The 17,045-nt window shown below is 32.8% G+C and carries 16 protein-coding genes and 1 pseudogene; 16 read left to right on the forward strand and 1 reads right to left on the reverse strand.

Annotation, left to right across the window (positions count from 1 at the left end; translation table 11 throughout):
* Positions 1-29 precede the first annotated feature (29 nt).
* The 14 genes and pseudogenes from BN4220_RS14835 (at position 30) to BN4220_RS14895 (ending at position 14,240) form a co-directional block, all read left to right on the forward strand.
* On the forward strand, positions 30-2,177 hold the full coding sequence (locus BN4220_RS14835; RefSeq protein WP_066718002.1) for a glycoside hydrolase family 3 C-terminal domain-containing protein: 2,148 nt from the start codon (positions 30-32) through the stop codon (positions 2,175-2,177).
* 470 nt (positions 2,178-2,647) lie between these two features.
* Positions 2,648-3,814, forward strand: a complete 1,167-nt coding sequence (locus tag BN4220_RS14840; RefSeq protein ID WP_066718008.1) for an iron-containing alcohol dehydrogenase — start codon at positions 2,648-2,650, stop codon at positions 3,812-3,814.
* Positions 3,815-4,064: 250 nt separating this feature from the next.
* Positions 4,065-5,234: an iron-containing alcohol dehydrogenase gene (locus BN4220_RS14845; RefSeq protein WP_066718011.1), complete on the forward strand. Its 1,170-nt coding sequence runs from the start codon at positions 4,065-4,067 to the stop codon at positions 5,232-5,234.
* A 158-nt stretch (positions 5,235-5,392) separates the two neighbouring features.
* Positions 5,393-5,545 (forward strand): annotated as a pseudogene (locus BN4220_RS20130) (DJ-1/PfpI family protein); the annotation flags it as partial.
* 177 nt (positions 5,546-5,722) lie between these two features.
* Positions 5,723-6,433 carry a TrmH family RNA methyltransferase gene (locus BN4220_RS14850; protein WP_066718014.1) on the forward strand — a complete coding sequence of 237 codons (711 nt, stop codon included), beginning with the start codon at positions 5,723-5,725 and terminating at the stop codon, positions 6,431-6,433.
* Positions 6,434-6,468: 35 nt separating this feature from the next.
* The gene (locus tag BN4220_RS14855) at positions 6,469-7,038 is read left to right on the forward strand and encodes a GNAT family N-acetyltransferase (RefSeq protein ID WP_082812329.1); all 570 of its coding nucleotides are present in this window, start codon (positions 6,469-6,471) and stop codon (positions 7,036-7,038) included.
* A 57-nt stretch (positions 7,039-7,095) separates the two neighbouring features.
* Complete coding sequence (locus BN4220_RS14860) at positions 7,096-8,232, forward strand: epoxyqueuosine reductase (RefSeq protein ID WP_066718017.1); 1,137 nt, start codon at positions 7,096-7,098, stop codon at positions 8,230-8,232.
* Positions 8,233-8,605: 373 nt separating this feature from the next.
* Entirely contained in the window at positions 8,606-9,715 is a 1,110-nt protein-coding gene (locus tag BN4220_RS14865) for a hypothetical protein (RefSeq protein ID WP_148401748.1), read from the forward strand.
* Positions 9,716-10,165: 450 nt separating this feature from the next.
* Positions 10,166-11,050, forward strand: coding sequence for a hypothetical protein (locus BN4220_RS14870; RefSeq protein WP_066718023.1), 885 nt, complete (start codon positions 10,166-10,168; stop codon positions 11,048-11,050).
* A 3-nt stretch (positions 11,051-11,053) separates the two neighbouring features.
* Entirely contained in the window at positions 11,054-11,599 is a 546-nt protein-coding gene (locus BN4220_RS14875) for a hypothetical protein (RefSeq protein ID WP_066718026.1), read from the forward strand.
* Between the two features lie 221 nt (positions 11,600-11,820).
* A complete protein-coding gene (ylxM, locus tag BN4220_RS14880) occupies positions 11,821-12,210 on the forward strand; it encodes a YlxM family DNA-binding protein (RefSeq protein ID WP_066718029.1) in 390 nt (129 codons plus the stop codon).
* 14 nt (positions 12,211-12,224) lie between these two features.
* Positions 12,225-13,583 carry a signal recognition particle protein gene (gene ffh, locus BN4220_RS14885; RefSeq protein ID WP_066718032.1) on the forward strand — a complete coding sequence of 453 codons (1,359 nt, stop codon included), beginning with the start codon at positions 12,225-12,227 and terminating at the stop codon, positions 13,581-13,583.
* 117 nt (positions 13,584-13,700) lie between these two features.
* Positions 13,701-13,946: a 30S ribosomal protein S16 gene (rpsP, locus tag BN4220_RS14890; RefSeq protein ID WP_066718034.1), complete on the forward strand. Its 246-nt coding sequence runs from the start codon at positions 13,701-13,703 to the stop codon at positions 13,944-13,946.
* A gap of 63 nt (positions 13,947-14,009) precedes the next feature.
* On the forward strand, positions 14,010-14,240 hold the full coding sequence (locus tag BN4220_RS14895; RefSeq protein WP_066718037.1) for a KH domain-containing protein: 231 nt from the start codon (positions 14,010-14,012) through the stop codon (positions 14,238-14,240).
* 140 nt (positions 14,241-14,380) lie between these two features.
* Here the strand turns inward: BN4220_RS14895 and BN4220_RS14900 are convergent, their stop codons facing one another.
* A complete protein-coding gene (locus BN4220_RS14900; protein WP_066718040.1) occupies positions 14,381-14,782 on the reverse strand; it encodes a hypothetical protein in 402 nt (133 codons plus the stop codon).
* 396 nt (positions 14,783-15,178) lie between these two features.
* On the opposite strand from BN4220_RS14900, the gene cbiD reads away from it, so the two are divergent.
* On the forward strand, positions 15,179-16,303 hold the full coding sequence (gene cbiD / locus BN4220_RS14905; protein WP_347477113.1) for a cobalt-precorrin-5B (C(1))-methyltransferase CbiD: 1,125 nt from the start codon (positions 15,179-15,181) through the stop codon (positions 16,301-16,303).
* Positions 16,288-17,043 (forward strand): precorrin-4 C(11)-methyltransferase, encoded by a 756-nt coding sequence (gene cobM, locus BN4220_RS14910; protein WP_066718049.1) that lies wholly within the window; start codon positions 16,288-16,290, stop codon positions 17,041-17,043. The genes cbiD and cobM overlap by 16 nt, the downstream gene beginning before the upstream one ends.
* The last annotated feature ends 2 nt before the right edge of the window (positions 17,044-17,045 follow it).

Below are 17,045 nucleotides of genomic sequence, written 5' to 3' on the forward strand. Positions count from 1 at the left end.
AATAGGTCTGTATACGGTTGGAGGATTTTATGTTAAATAAAGAAAAAGTAAATGAATATAAAAACCGAGCAAAAGAATTAGTAGGACAAATGACACTTGAGGAAAAGGTTTTTCAAATGCTACATACTGCACCAAGTATCGATAGACTTAATGTGAAAGCATACAATTGGTGGAATGAAGGATTACATGGTGTAGCCAGAGCAGGAATTGCAACGGTATTTCCACAAGCGATTGGCTTAGCGGCAACCTTTGATGAGGAGTTGATGGAAGCGATTGGAGATGGAATTGCAACAGAAGGGCGAGCAAAATTTAATATGCAACAAGAATTTGGAGATACCGATATCTACAAAGGGCTTACTTTTTGGGCTCCGAATGTCAATATTTTTAGGGATCCGCGTTGGGGCAGAGGTCATGAAACATATGGCGAAGATCCGTATTTAACTTCACGGTTAGGAGTTCGATTTGTAGAAGGCTTACAAGGTCATGATGAGAATTATTTAAAAGCAGCAGCGTGTGCAAAACATTTTGCAGTGCATTCTGGACCTGAAGATTTAAGACATAGTTTTGATGCTAATGTTTCTGAAAAAGATTTATATGAAACATATCTTCCTGCATTTAAAGCACTTGTGAAAGAAGCAAACGTAGAGTCTGTTATGGGAGCGTATAACAGAACAAATGGAGAGCCGTGCTGTGGAAGTAAGACGTTGTTAAAAGATATCCTTAGAGACTCTTGGGGATTTGACGGCCATGTAGTATCCGATTGTTGGGCAATTAAGGATTTTCATGAAAATCATCATGTAACCAATGGACCGGTAGAATCGGTTGCACTTGCTGTAGAAAACGGATGTGATTTAAACTGTGGAAATTTATTCATATATCTATTAGAAGCAGTGAAAGAAGGAAAACTTAAGGAAGAACAAATAGATACAGCAGTAACTAGATTGTTTATAACTAGAATGAAGCTTGGGTTATTTGAGGAAAGTGGTAAAGTTCCATATGACAGCATTCCGTACGAGGTTGTTGATTCAAGGGAAATGAAAGAATTCAATCTTTCTGTTGCTAAAAAAAGTCTCGTGCTACTAAAGAATAAAGACAATCTACTACCTCTTGATAAAACTAAAATTAAGACCATTGGTATCATTGGTCCAAATGCGAATAATAGAAAAGCCCTTGAAGGAAATTACGAAGGTACGGCTTCTCGTTATGTAACAGTATTAGAAGGTTTTCAAGATTATTTAGTTGATGAGGTAAGAGTGTTTGCTTCAGAAGGTTGTCATTTATATAAAAATCGTTTAAGAGGACGTGGAACTGAGAATGATCGTCTTTCTGAGGTAAAAGCTGTTTGTAGCAAAAGTGATGTTATTATTGCGTGTATGGGGCTTGATGCTGGCTTAGAAGGTGAGCAAGGGGACCGAGGAAACGAATTTGCCAGTGGTGATAAGCCTAATTTAAATCTTCCAGGTGTGCAAGGGGATGTACTTAAGACACTCTATGAAAGCGGAAAACCAGTAATTTTAATTTTACTCTCAGGTAGTGCCTTAGCGATAAATTGGGAAGAGGAACACATTCCTGCGATAATACAAGGTTGGTATCCTGGTGCGCAAGGGGGAAGAGCAATAGCGGAATTGGTATTTGGCGAATGTGTACCTGAAGGAAAGCTCCCAATTACTTTTTATCGTTCTACAGAAGAGTTACCAGAGTTTACAGATTATTCAATGAAGAATAGAACCTATCGTTTTATGAAGAATGAAGCTTTGTATCCGTTTGGCTATGGTTTATCTTATACAGATTTTACGTTTTCAAATCTTACTTGCAACAGTACAGAGATTACTAGTGAAGGAATCAATGTTTCTGTAAAGGTTAAAAATGATGGTAAGTTTGCAGGAAGAGAGACAATTCAAGTTTATATTAAAGCAAAGGATTTGGATTCTCCCAATGCGCAGTTAAAAGCATTTCAAAAGGTTGAATTAAACCCTAATGAAGAGAAAACTATTACATTACATCTCCCTATAGAAGCTTTCTCTCTATTTGATGAAAATGGAAAACAAAAGGTGTGGAATGGAAGCTATATTATATATGTTGGAGGTTCCCAACCAGATCAAAGAAGTATAGAGTTAACTGGGAAAAAACCACTAGAAGTAGAAGTTATATCGAATCGTATAATTGAGATAGAATAAAGCACCTAGTTGACAAGTATAAAATAAATAGTAGAAGATAAGTAATAAAAATGTTCTAAGTCATTATTTTAATGGCTTAGAATTTTTTTGTAGTGACATATATAGAAATGTGAGAGGAACATCATTAGAAATATGTAAAATGATTGGTATAGAGAATGCTTGTATCGTTGTTTATATTAATATGCCTATTAAGCATAGAGGGTTATTTGGTATAAGCATTTGTTATTATTATGTGATGATGATAAAATTATTTTAGTAATAGCAAAAGAGAATAAACAGAAGAAAATGAAGCAGAAACACCGAAGATGTAACTCATGTAGAGGATACAAAAAAAAATAAAAAAGTGCTTGCCTTGAAGTTAGGTCAAGGGTGTAAAGTGTCTATGTACATAAAGATTTTATAAAGGAAAAATAACAGGAGGCATTTTATCGTATCAAAAAATAAATATTATTCAGAAAGAAGGAAAAATTATGTTAGGAAATTTTACATTTAGTAACCCTACAAAACTTTATTTTGGAGATGAATCACTTCAGAATCTAAACACAGAGCTTCCGAAGTATGGTTCTAATGTACTTCTAGTGTATGGTGGCGGTTCCATTAAGAAAAATGGAATCTATGATGAAGTTGTTGGTATTTTAAAGGAGAATGGTAAGAATATTACAGAGGTATCTGGAGTTATGCCAAACCCAACGATTGAAAAGCTTCGTGAAGGTGTAAAAATTGCAAGAGAGAACAAAATAGATTTTATCTTAGCAGTAGGTGGCGGTTCTGTATGTGATTATTCAAAAGCATTATCTATATCAATTCATTGTGATGAAGATCCATGGGAAAAATATTATATTCGTTTTGAAGATGTTAGCTGTGAAGTGGTTCCTGTAGGCTGTATATTAACTATGGTTGGAACTGGTTCTGAAATGAATGGTGGAGCTGTTATTACGAACCACGAAGCAAAACTTAAGATTGGTCATGTTTTTGGGGATAATGTTATGCCTAAATTCTCTATCTTAAATCCAAAGTATACACTTACACTTCCAAAGCAACAGATGATTGCGGGTTTCTATGATATTATGAACCACATTTGTGAGCAGTATTTTTCAGGCGATGATGATAATACAAGTGATTATATTAGTGAAGGTTTGATGAAATCTTTAATTCATGCAAGCCGCATTGCAATTGAAGATCCTAATAATTATGAAGCAAGAAGTAATATCATGTGGACTGCTACATGGGCACTCAACACTTTAGTTGCAATGGGTAAATCTACAGATTGGATGGTTCACATGCTCGGTCAGGCAGTAGGTGCTTATACAGATGCTACTCATGGAATGACACTTGCAGCAGTTTCATTACCTTACTATAGATACATTATGCCTTATGGACTTGGAAAGTTTGCAAGATTTGCAGTAAATGTCTGGGATGTTAATGCTGAAGGTAAGACAAAAGAACAGGTTGCAGCAGAAGGTCTTAGCGCAATGGAACGTTGGATGAAAGAACTTGGTCTTGTGATGAATATCACCGAACTTGGCGTTACAGAAGATATGATTGAAGGTATTGCGAATGCAACAATCATTCTTCCAGGTGGATATAAAGTTCTAACACATGAAGAAATTGTAAGTATTTTAAAAGAAAGTATGTAAGTAGAAGATAGCGTTTATAGAAAATGTGCTTCATTTTTTATAAACGCTATTGGCTTAATTGGTATCGGTCAGATTGGTTTTAGTTAGTATTTCTAGTTCTGAATTTTTATTTTCAATTATTTGTGATTAATTACTTGACTTAGAGTTAATTAAAGATGTTATAATTTTAATGTGTCACGATAAAAAATATTATTTATAGAAGAACATTATAGTGAGATGAAATATAAGATAAATAGGTAAAGGAGAAAGAATGAATTCAAATTTTATTTATGATATCCCTACCAAAGTGTATTTTGGTGAAAATAAATTAGGATATTTAGGAGAAGAATTAAAAAAGTTTGGAACACGTGTCTTATTAGTATACGGTGGTGGTTCCATTAAAAAGACTGGCTTATACGATAAAGTTACAGAAGAAATAAAAAAAGCTGGCTTAGAATTATTTGAATGCTCTGGGATTGAACCAAATCCAAGACATACTTCTGTCAACAGAGGAGCAGATATTTGTAAAAAAGAACATATTGATGTATTACTAGCAGTGGGTGGTGGTTCTGTTATTGATGCAACAAAATTCATAGGAGCAGCAGCATTTTATGATGGAGATGCATGGGATCTACTAATAGAGAAAGCTCCAATCACGAACTGTTTACCAATCGTTACGATATTAACCTTATCAGCCACTGGATCTGAAATGGATGCTGGTGGAGTTATTAGCAATATGGACACACAGGATAAGATTGGCATGATGCATCCAAGTATGTTACCAAAAGTTTCTTTCTTAGATCCAACCAACACATATACAGTAAATGAATATCAGACGGCATGCGGATGTGCTGATATCATATCACATATTTTAGAAGTATATTTTAACATGGATCAAGATTTATATATGCTTGATACTGTTATGGAAGGACTTTTAAAAACAGTAATTAAATTTGGGCCAATTGCGATTGAAAAACCAAATGACTATGAAGCACGTGCCAATTTGATGTGGGCATCTTCCTGGGCAATCAACGGATTTGTTGATGGTGGGAAAAACCAGGCATGGAGTTGTCATCCAATGGAACATGAGTTATCAGCATATTATGATATAACTCATGGTTTAGGATTAGCAATATTAACTCCACGTTGGATGGAATATACTTTAGACGAAACAACTGTATCAAAATTCTACCAGTTTGGATGTAATGTATTTGGAATTGATAAAAATCTTGAACCTATGACAGTTGCAAAGAAGAGCATTGAAATGCTTTCTGATTTCTTCTTTAAAACGTTGGGATTAAAGAGTACATTAAGTGAAATAGGTATTGATGATTCAAAATTTAGTATTATGGCTCAAAAAGCATGTTATGGGGATGTTTTACCTGGATTTAAACACTTAAATCAACAGGATATCGAAAATATTTATAGAATGTGTTTATAAAATTGTATAAATTATGAAAAGACGTGGTGAAGTTGATTAATTTCACCACGTCTTTTCTATCTGGGTTACTTAGATTGCAAAAAAAGTGGTTTATGACATTGTGTATTCGCTGAATATAGATAGAAAATAAATGTTAATAAATGGTAGATGATAAATACTATACTTCTTCAGGAGTATCCGCTGGTATCGATATGGCTCTTGGGTTTATTCATGATCGTATTGGTTTCGATGAAGCTCTAAGTATTACGAATCGTATTGAATATGATTGGAATCAAGATAAGGACAACGACCCTTTTACTATCGCTTTTTGAGTATGATATATAGTGTTTTATAGTAATATGGTTTAAATAATAAGGACGAGGTCAATGATGAACTAGAATCAATTTACTTAATTTTTTAAAAGCTTTTATGGTACAGGTCTAGACACATAAAAGAAAGAACGTTACAATAAGTAAAGTAAAAAAATTAATTAGATAGGAAGAATTGTCATGGAACCAATAAAACCATATAAAAAAGGATTTGAATATTCATATACATTAGGAGCATTTCCAACGATTGAATTAATAAAAAGTAAGCCAAGTAGTGTATTAGGAGTATATATTCATTCTACTTTTACAGATAGAGAAAATTTAGAACAATTATGTAAGAAAAATAATATACCTGTTCTTGCAGGGGACAAAACCATTGCTAAGGTAAGTGATAAGGAAAATGTATTTGTTGTTGGAGTATTTCAAAAATTCACCTGTGAACTGGCAGCAGATAAATCTCATATCGTACTTGTAAATCCAAGTAACATGGGTAACTTAGGTACAATCCTTCGAACTGCAGTTGGATTTGGAATTTATGACGTTGCTTTTATAAGCCCAGGTGCGGATGTGTTTAATCCGAAAGTAATCCGTTCCTCTATGGGTGCGTTGTTTCGCTTACGTCATCAGTATTTTGATTCCTTTGAAGAGTACAGAAGAGCATATTCCAAGCAAGAAGTATTTACATTTATGTTAAATGGTGAAAACCAATTAACAGTATCAAACTGTCCGAAACCAGAGCTCTTCTCCCTTGTATTTGGAAATGAGGCAACTGGGTTAGATGATAGTTATTTAAATGTAGGTACAAGCATAATAATTCCTCAGTCACCAGACGTAGATTCGCTAAATTTAACGATTGCCGTTGGTATTGGAACGTATATGTTTACACACTAAAATTAATTTGATAAGTGAAGCGAAAGGCATAAACGATGAGTAAAGAAATGACTGGAATAAGACCTGCAACTTTAGAAGACGCAAAAGATATCCTAGCAATATACGAGCCGTATATCTTAAATACAACGATTACGTATGAGTATGATAAGATTCCATTGGAAGATTTTAAACTTCGTATGGAATCTATTATGAGGAAACATCCTTATCTTGTATATGAAGTAGAAGGAGAGATTGCAGGATATGTCTACGCATCCCCACATTTTGAACGAGCAGGTTTTGCATGGGATTGCGAGGTTGCCGTATACTTGTCTCCGAAATTTCATGGACAGGGAATCGCAAGTAAATTGTATAAAGTATTATTTGAGATTGTTGAAAAACAGGGATATAAAAATATATACTCAATGCTTGACTATCCAAATGAGGCTAGTTTTGCATTACATAAGAAATTTGGATTTACGGAAGTTGCAATTTATAAAAACACTGCTTATAAATTTGGTGCTTGGAGACACTTACAAGTGTTAGAAAAAAGATTTGGTGATTTAAGTGAACCTAAGAAGATAAATGATGATTGGCGTTCGATACAAATCGAGGGCTTAGATTGTTAAAAATGTCATAAAGGTTTTTAATCCCATTGAAAAATGGTTATAGCATGGAGGTTTCACATGGTAAAACAAAAAATTGAAGATTTCTGTAAGACATTAGGACTTCATACGATAGGATTTATTCCATGTAGAAATTTTGAGGAATTGAGAGACTTCTATCGCTATCGTAAAGAAAATAATTTACAGAATGAATTTGAAGAAAAAGATATTGAAAAGAGAATTAATCCTAACCTTTCTATGGAGGAAGGAAAAACCATTATATCTATAGCATTTCCTTATTATCATAGTAATGATGAAGAGAGCAGTGATGAAAAAAATCATGTGGTAAAGCATCATGAGGATGGAAATTTAAAGATTCATAAAGAGCTGAATCATGAGGAAGAAAATCATGACGGAAAGAACCATTCGGTTAACATTCACTTAGAAGAGAAATGTAAGCAAGAAAATCTTCAGAAAGAAAATAATGGGTTTTCTGTTTATACAAAACGTGCTGATTATCATAGAGTAGTAAATTCATATTTAGCTAAGATATGTGAGTATATAGAGAGCTTAGGTGGAAAAGCGAAGAGCTTTGTTGACAGTAATTCACTACCAGAACGTTATATTGCATATTTAGCAGGCGTTGGTTTTATCGGTAGAAATAATATGATAATTACGAAAGAATATGGATCCTACGTATTCTTGGGTGAAATTATAACTGATTTAGAAATCGATTGTAAGGATAAGCGAACTTTTAGTGAAATATCGGAATACAAGGAATGCATTGGTTGCGAACGATGTATCAAAGAATGTCCAACAAAATCAATTAATAAAACTAAGATTAATCCAAATATCTGTTTATCCTATATCACTCAAAAGAAAGAAATTAGTGATAAGGAAATCGGACTATTAAAAGGAAACGTTTTTGGATGTGATTTTTGCCAATTAAAATGCCCATATAATGAAGAGGTAGAAATAAATGTATTAAATGAATTTAAAACTCTTGATTATATGAATGGTGATGTTTATACATTTGCAACAATGGATAACAAATTTTTTAAAGAAAAAATCAGTGGGACGTCTTGTGGATGGAGAGGTAAGAATGTAATAAAAAGAAATGCTATTATCCACATGCACAATAAGAACTATGATATTAGTGAGTTTAAAGGAGATTCCGAATATATTAATGGATACATTAATAGGATGTTAGGGGATTAACATATGATAATCTACAAGCGTAGAACAAGAATAGACATTATTCGTGATACTTATAAATTTGACTTGATGATATTCTACAATTGTAGAGTTGGTATTACAGTATACATTTAAATATGACAATATAGTGGCTTATACCAAAATAACAATTTATAAATGAAAGAATTTTGATTTTAACAGATGAGCCCTTACTAAAGATGATTTTAAAATACATGATTCGTTTTACATGGACTTAAAATGCAAATAGTTAATATAACCATTGTAAATTGTTTACAATGTATATTATGTATCGTGTACATTGTAAGTATTGTATATTACATGTACGGAAAGGTAATGAAACGATATGAATGTGAGTAAGAAAAGGGTAAGAATTCTTTTGAAAAATAACAATACAAAGTTGTTGGTTAAAAAAATTAAAATTCATCTATTTACAAATAAAAATTTTATGATTGGATTAGTCCTATTCGTACTGCTTAGTTTGAGCTGCGTAAGCTGTACCTCTACTAACAAACTTAAGAATATAAATGATACTATTAGCATCAACGATATTAATAACCAAAATAGTGAGAATGATAGCAATGAAGAAATACCAAAAGAAATCACTGCTAGTGAGGAGAGTAAAGTTCAATCACCAGATGATTCTGATAAGACTACAAATGTAGAAGTATCTAATTTGGACAATGCAGTTTCTGCCGCTGTTTTAAAAAACTATCAGGATGAATATTACTTTAGTGATTTTGCAACTGAAGCACATACAATTCTTAAAGTAGTGGAAGAGGGAGACTTTATAACTGCATATGCAATGGCATTATATTTGGAGTTTAAATTAGAAGGGGATAGTTTATCTGTTTCTCGGGGAAGTCATTCACCTACTGCTATAACATTTGAAAAACTAAAGAACGGAGAATATGAAGTAACTGAGTTTTGGACACCAAAGGATGGTTCCTATTTTTCTATTACAATCAAAGAAAAATTTCCAGAAGAAATTCACGATGCGGTATTTGATATGGTTGGAGGTTATATAAAACATGATCAGTCCTGTTATGAACAAGCCATACAGCAAGAAGGTGTAAATGGTGATGCTATTATTACTTCATTGCTAAATACGATTGCATCTTCGCAAGAAATTTCATCTAGACCAGATGAATATATAATAAAAGATCAAATAGAATATAGGGATTTACTTTTCTATGGAAACTATACCCTTAGTTACTGTTTCAAATTATTCGAACAAGGAGAACAAACAGGCTTTAAAGGGGATATCATGGCTTTGATATGTCAAGATATTATGGGTACCAAAGGGGAAGCCCTTCTTAGTGAAGTAGAATATGATAATGGTCAAGAATGGTATGATGATTTAAAACAAAGTGCCCTTTCTTTAAAGCAGCAGTATGGCATAGATCAAATGGAACAGATGTATCCAAGTTCATGGTTACTTCTTAAATTAATAGAGAGTACAAAGAGTAAAGAGAATATAATTAATTAGAAATAATTAAATAGAAGAAATTAAATAGAAATAAGGAGGCGTCTTTAAAGTTGAACTGAACCACCATATGTTAGATACAAAATATAACATATGGGTGCAGTTCGAGTTCAAGAAGCCTTCTTATTTTAAATTTAAATCATAATGATAGAAAAATTATTACAGTACAAACAGTATTTGCCCTTGATACAAGCGGTGATAGTAAAAATAAATGACAGTTTATTTTGAGCAAAAAGCATCTTCAGTGCTTTCTACTAGTTGAATTTGTTCGTTGATTTTTAATTGAAATGACATTTCATTAAGTAAAGATTTTTATTGGTATGTTTGTGTACGGACTTGACAAAAATGGAAGAATTTTCTACAATAGTATATAACAAAAAATAATTGTCTAAGTTTATTTTATCTCGTTTCATCTAAATAGCTTAGATATAACACATAGTTAAGAAGGTGCTTATGAGATTAAATAAAAAGATTTTAAAAAATGGTAGTATTCTACTTATTCTCCTTACTATAATTTGCATTGGATTACAATGGCATTTGAGATTACGAGAGCCAGTCTTTATAAAAAGTTACGCCCAGTACTTAATTGATTCTGAAAATGATTCGGTAGAGTTTCCAATACAATACATAACAAATCGTGATAAATCTAGTTTTATGTGGAACATTTCATTTGTGGAACATCCAGAATTAAATGTCAATGTGAATTACAGTCCAACTATGTTTCCATCCTTTTCCTATGTTGGAGAAAACGAAGAAATAGTTGATTTATACAAGATACAAACGGTATATGTAACAATAAATAATGTAAGCGATCTAGATTTAAAAAATCTTAATCTAAATAAAGCAGTTGTTTCATTTAGTGACTCCAGCACAATGGAAGTAGACCTTGGACAGATTGAGTTAATCCAATATGAATATAAAGAGGGTGGTCTTTCCACTTTTTCAGTTAGTGGCTCAAATCAAGGGGATACGAGTGTTAGTTATGAGGCTAACAAGAAGATATATTTAACTTCCATAATAAATCCATACTCTGAAATTCTTGGAGAAAGTCTTACATTAAAGATTCTTGGAGATCTGTGGAGTTATCAGCTTCCATGTACATATGAAGTGAATTTAAAGAATTTTGTATTACAACCAGAGGAAACGATTACAGTATATTCATTCCTTGATGTTTCAAATGAAAAAGAACTGAAATACGCTAATATTGACATTAGGCCATTATTTATCTATCAAGATGAACAAGGAAGAACCTTTGAAGAAATAATTAATAACATAAATTATTCTCCTTATTTTAATAATTGGTGGGATGTCTATCAATTTATTAAGGAAAGTAGGTAAGATATGAAAGCAGGATATCACAAATTATTTAGGGGATTTTTTATAACTTTTATTTATATAACCCTTGGACCGATAAAGATATTTCCACCTTTTATTGGGTACTTAATTATGGTAGCGGGTTTAACAAGTATTTTATCAGAATACAATGATCGTTCTTTTGAGAGTGCTAAATCATGTGCAAGCTTATTAGCATTATTAAATGTCGTTAATATATTTCTTAACATGTCATCAAGCACTCAATCCATGGGACCTTTTGGAAATATAATTTTGATTATGTTATTTGGTCTTGCTGAAACAATTTTATATTATTATATATTAGAAGGTACCATTCATTATCTATCTGATTTTTATGAGAAAGAAGCGCAGCAGAGTTACATTTACCATATGAGATACATTTTGATCTTTTCATTTCTTGGATATGCGACTCAAGTAATCGGTTCTACCTTTATGAATGAATGGATAGCTTACATTTCCTTTTTCATAGTCATAATTACGAAAATATATTTTCTAAGTAGAATGCGTAAAATGTATAATATATCTCCAGAGTAAATATAATGATATGGTTGGTCATTCAGTAAAAAAGAAAAACTATGCCATTAAAAAAACATAAAGTAGAGTTAAAATAATTTATATTAATTAAAAATATGATTTATATCGTAAAAATAAATTTTAAAATATTCAGAATTTATTTCAATTTTTTATTGACAAACTCTTTTATTTATTTTATACTACCATCTGTAAAGAAAAAAACTTTACAGGTGGTGCTTTTTATGAGTGGAAAAATTAAGAACACAAAAGAGAGTGTAAGTGAAACATTAAAGGAAGTCGTAGAGCTTTCCATTTTATATGATTTTTACGGTGAACTGCTTGGTGAACATAAAAAGCAAATTTTTGAAGATTATGTCCTAAACGATTTATCTCTTGGTGAAATTGCTGAAGAAGCAGGGATTAGTCGTCAAGGTGTTTATGATATAATAAAACGATGTACAAAAAAGTTGAAGGAATATGAAGAAAAACTAATGTTAGTTCAAAAGTTTCATATTACGAAAGCAAAGGTCAATCAAATTAAAGAATTATCAGAAGAGATGTTAGTCTCGAATGAAGTTGATCATTTAAAACAAATTGTACAGATTACTGAAGATATATTACATGAATTATAAAATGGAGGTTTCGTATGGCATTTGAAAGTTTATCCGAAAAATTGCAAAATGTATTTAAAAACCTTCGTGGAAAAGGAAAACTTTCCGAGGCAGATGTTAAAGCAGCACTGCGTGAAGTTAAGATGGCATTATTAGAGGCTGACGTTAACTTCAAGGTCGTAAAGAATTTTGTAAAATCCGTTGAAGAGCGCGCAATCGGTCAAGATGTTATGTCAAGCTTAACACCTGGCCAGATGGTAATTAAGATTGTTAATGAAGAAATGGTAAAACTCATGGGAGATGAAACCACTGAGATTAAGTTTCGTCCAGGAAATGAGATTACTGTAATTATGATGTGTGGTTTGCAAGGTGCTGGTAAAACAACTACAATTGCAAAACTTGCAGGAAAATTCAAAGCAAAAGGTAAAAAACCTTTACTTGTTGCTTGTGATATTTATCGTCCAGCAGCTATTGATCAGTTACAAATCAATGGTGAGAAGCAAGGGGTTCCTGTATTTGCAATGGGAACAAACCACAAACCTGTTAATATCGCAAAAGCTGCGATGGAACATGCAATTAAGAATGGCAACAATGTTGTAATCATAGATACCGCTGGTCGTCTTCATATTGATGAAGATATGATGAATGAATTAATTGAAATTAAAGAAAATATATCAGTGGATCATATTATTCTTACTGTAGATGCAATGACAGGTCAAGATGCTGTTAATGTTGCAGAAACATTCAATGAGAAGATTGGAATCACAGGTGTTATTTTAACAAAACTTGATGGTGACACCAGAGGTGGTGCGGCATTATCCATTCGTTCTGTAACAGGAAAGCCAATACTTTTCATAGGTATGGGTGAGAAGTTATCTGATTTGGAGCAATTTTATCCAGATCGTATGGCTTCAAGAATCCTTGGTATGGGCGATGTACTTACACTGATTGATAAAGTACAATCTGAAATTGATGAAGATAAAGCTAGAGAACTCGAAAAGAAGATTAAGAAAGCAGAGTTCGATTTTGAAGATTACTTAGAACAGATGCAACAGATGAGAAAAATGGGTGGCATGCAAAAGATTATGGAGATGCTTCCTGGTGTTGGTGGTCTAAGTAATAAAAATCTTAAAGATGTTGATTGGGATGAGGGTGAGAATGCCATTGCTGGTATTGAAGCCATAATCTATTCCATGACGAAGGAAGAACGTCGTAATCCAGACATTCTAAATCCTTCAAGAAAAAAACGTATTGCTAAAGGTGCTGGAGTGGATATTAGTGAAGTCAATCGTGTGGTAAAACAATTTGACCAGATGAAAAAGATGATGAAACAATTTTCCGGCATGATGGGTGGAAAGAGCAAGAAACGCTTTAAGCTCCCATTTGGTTTATAAAGCTGTGTCTTGTAATATTTGTGGAGTGTAGTAAACGGGAGTCACTATAATTTTACTACACGTAAATAGATAATACAATTCAACATAGATATAAGTTTTAAGGAGGTGAATTGAACAATGGCAGTAAAAATTAGATTAAAGAGAATGGGTCAAAAAAAGGCTCCTTTCTATAGAGTAATTGTTGCAGATTCCAGATCCCCAAGAGATGGTAAGTTTATCGCTGAAATCGGTACTTACGATCCAACTAAAGAGCCAAGTGCTTTTTCTGTTGATGAGGAAGCTGCTAAAAAATGGTTAGCAGATGGTGCACAACCAACTGAAACTGTTAGCAGATTATTTAAAAAAGCTGGTATCGTTAAATAATTGCGCTTTAAAAGCTTGATTATACGCAGTTCTATTAAGAAGAATATGCGGAGGTGAAAAGTAATGAAAGAATTGGTTCAGGTAATTGCTATGTCACTCGTTGATCATCCGGAAGAAGTTGTTGTAACAGAAACAGAGACTGAAAAGTCAATCGTTGTTGAGTTAAAGGTTGCTCCGGAAGATATGGGTAAGGTAATCGGCAAACAAGGTCGTATTGCGAAATCTATTCGTACGGTTGTAAAAGCTGCCGCAACAAAGGATGATAAAAAAGTAGTTGTTGAAATACTACAATAATAAAGCGCTTAGCGCAATATACGAAACTCTACAAGCATTATGTAGCTTGTAGGGTTTTATTTTTTTGCTCTGTTAGATTATAATGTTGTTATGTAAAAAAATAATAAGCGCCTAGAGATAAGGTGCTTATTATCATACTGTTAAACTGTATTCGATTTTCTTTGAATAACATTTTTTGTGTATAGATAACTGATGAAGGTTATTGCGATAATTGGAAAATACGTAAGCAGAACATTTTTATACGTTAAATCTCTAATCATCGAATATTCACCCCATTCTAACAAAATGCGCAATCCAAGTCCTATCACATTGGTAAAAGTAATTCCTAAAAGTATAACTATTGATTTTCTTCTTGTTGTAGCACACAAAGCAAATCCAAGTATAAAGTAACAATAAATTATAGAAGCATTCATTATTGAAAATTCATATTTTAATGGAAATATAACTATTGCTTCAAAAATTAAGAAAAATATTACAATATTAAGTACTATACGTCTTTTATTCTTTGACATCAATTCTATTTTTTCTAATATTTCCTTCATTAATATCTCCCTCTTATTGATTCGTTATATTTTATTATACTACACAAAAATATGTTGTCTATGCCTTAATGTGAAATGGGTGTATCATTAAATTTAGCAGCACTGTACACGTTACTTTGTTTTTGTATAATCGATATAGATCCTCTAATTATAATACAACACAAAAAATGTATATCATATTTTATGGCCCTGGATTATAGTATAGAATCTCAGTGTTTTTTATTTTATAAGAAGTAAAAAACAACAACTTCAAAAAATATTATAGTCTACTTTCAAGGTGCTTGTACTATATATAAATAGATAAGGAGTTTGACCATAGTCCTAATAATTGATATAATAGTGAGAAAATTTCTTTGTAACCCCTTTAAAATGTTTAAATAATACGAGGTTGTCATAGTGAATGAATATATCATAAAAGAGCAAAAAAGATTAAGGTATGGTTATACAACAGGTTCTTGTGCAACTGCAGCTGCAAAAGCTGCCACAAGGATGTTATTAGAGCAAAAAAATGTGGACATGGTTACATTCATGACACCAAAAGGTATTTTACTAAATCTTGAAGTAAAAGAGGCTATATATAATACTAGTATGGCTTCTTGCGGGATTAAAAAAGATAGCGGTGATGATCCGGATGTGACCAATGGAATTATGGTTTATGCAAGTGTAGAGAAAATGACTGAGCCTGGTATTTTATTAGATGGTGGAATTGGTGTAGGGAGGGTCACAAAAAAAGGTCTTGAACAGGAAATTGGAGAAGCAGCGATTAATAAAGTTCCTAGAAAAATGATTCGTGAAGCCGTTGAAGAGGAAATTAATAAATACCATTATGAAGGTGGTTTAAAAGTTATTATTTCTATCCCTGAAGGAGTTGAAATAGCGAAAAAAACCTTTAACCCCCGACTAGGAATTGAAGGTGGGATTTCTATTTTAGGGACAAGCGGTATTGTAGAGCCAATGAGTGAGGATGCAATACGAGAAACAATTCATTTAGAAATTAAAATGCTTTCTGCGTCTGGAGGTAGCTATCTATTAACAACACCAGGAAATTGCGGAGAAGATTTTTCAAGGGAAGTCCTAGGGATTTCAATGGAGAAATCCATAAAATGCAGTAACTACATTGGAGATACCATTGATTATGCCATCAGGGAAAAGTTAGAGGGAATGATTCTCATTGGGCATATTGGTAAGTTAATAAAGCTTGCTGGTGGAATCATGAATACCCATTCAAAAAACGGTGATTGTAGAATGGAAATCTTAACTGCATACACAGCCCTTGCTGGTGGAAATAATTCTTTACTGAAACAAATTATGAACGCTATCACGACAGAGGAAGCACTAGACTACATAAAAGAAGCAGGATTGCTTGATTCTACGATGAATTTAATTATGGAGCGGATTTTATTTCATATGAACAAGCGGGCTGGGAATCAATTAAAAATTGGTGTTATCACATTTTCAAATCAACATGGAATCCTTGGTAGAACACAAGGAGTGGAGGAATTATTATGTTACATTTCGTAGGAGCTGGACCAGGAGCAGAGGATTTAATTACGGTAAGAGGACTTAAGTTATTGCAAAAAGCAGACGTTGTGATCTATGCTGGCTCGTTGGTGAATAAAAAATTATTAGAGAACACGAAGGCAGGATGTGAGATTTATAATAGTGCCACAATGAATTTACAAGAAATCATTGAGGTAGTAGAAAAAGCAGAAGAAAAAGGGCTTATGACAGTCCGATTACATACTGGAGATCCTTCCATTTATGGTGCAATTAGAGAACAGATGGATTTGCTTAGAGAGAAGAATATTGAGTTTGATATATGTCCAGGAGTAAGTTCATTTTGTGGAGCGGCAGCTAGTTTGCAGATGGAATATACGCTACCAAGTGTATCACAATCGATTATTATCACAAGGATGGCAGGTAGAACATCAGTACCAGAAAAAGAGGACATAAGAAAACTTGCAGTACATCAAGCGACCATGGTTATTTTTCTAAGCACTGGATTATTAAAAGAGCTCTCCGTAGAATTAATCGAAGGAGGTTATGATGGGAATACACCCGCGGCTATCGTTTATAAAGCGACATGGCCAGAGGAAAAGATTTTCCATTGTACCATTGAAACCTTAGAAGAAACTGCAAGGGTAAATGAAGTGAAAAAGACAGCACTAATCATTGTTGGAAATGTATTGGGAGATTCATACGAATTATCTAAGCTTTATGATGCTGCTTTTACAACAGAATACCGTAAGGGAAAGGAATAAAA

Origin of the sequence: Clostridium sp. Marseille-P299, assembly GCF_900078195.1 — a bacterium.
In the GTDB taxonomy this organism is placed as follows: domain Bacteria; phylum Bacillota; class Clostridia; order Lachnospirales; family Lachnospiraceae; genus Lachnoclostridium.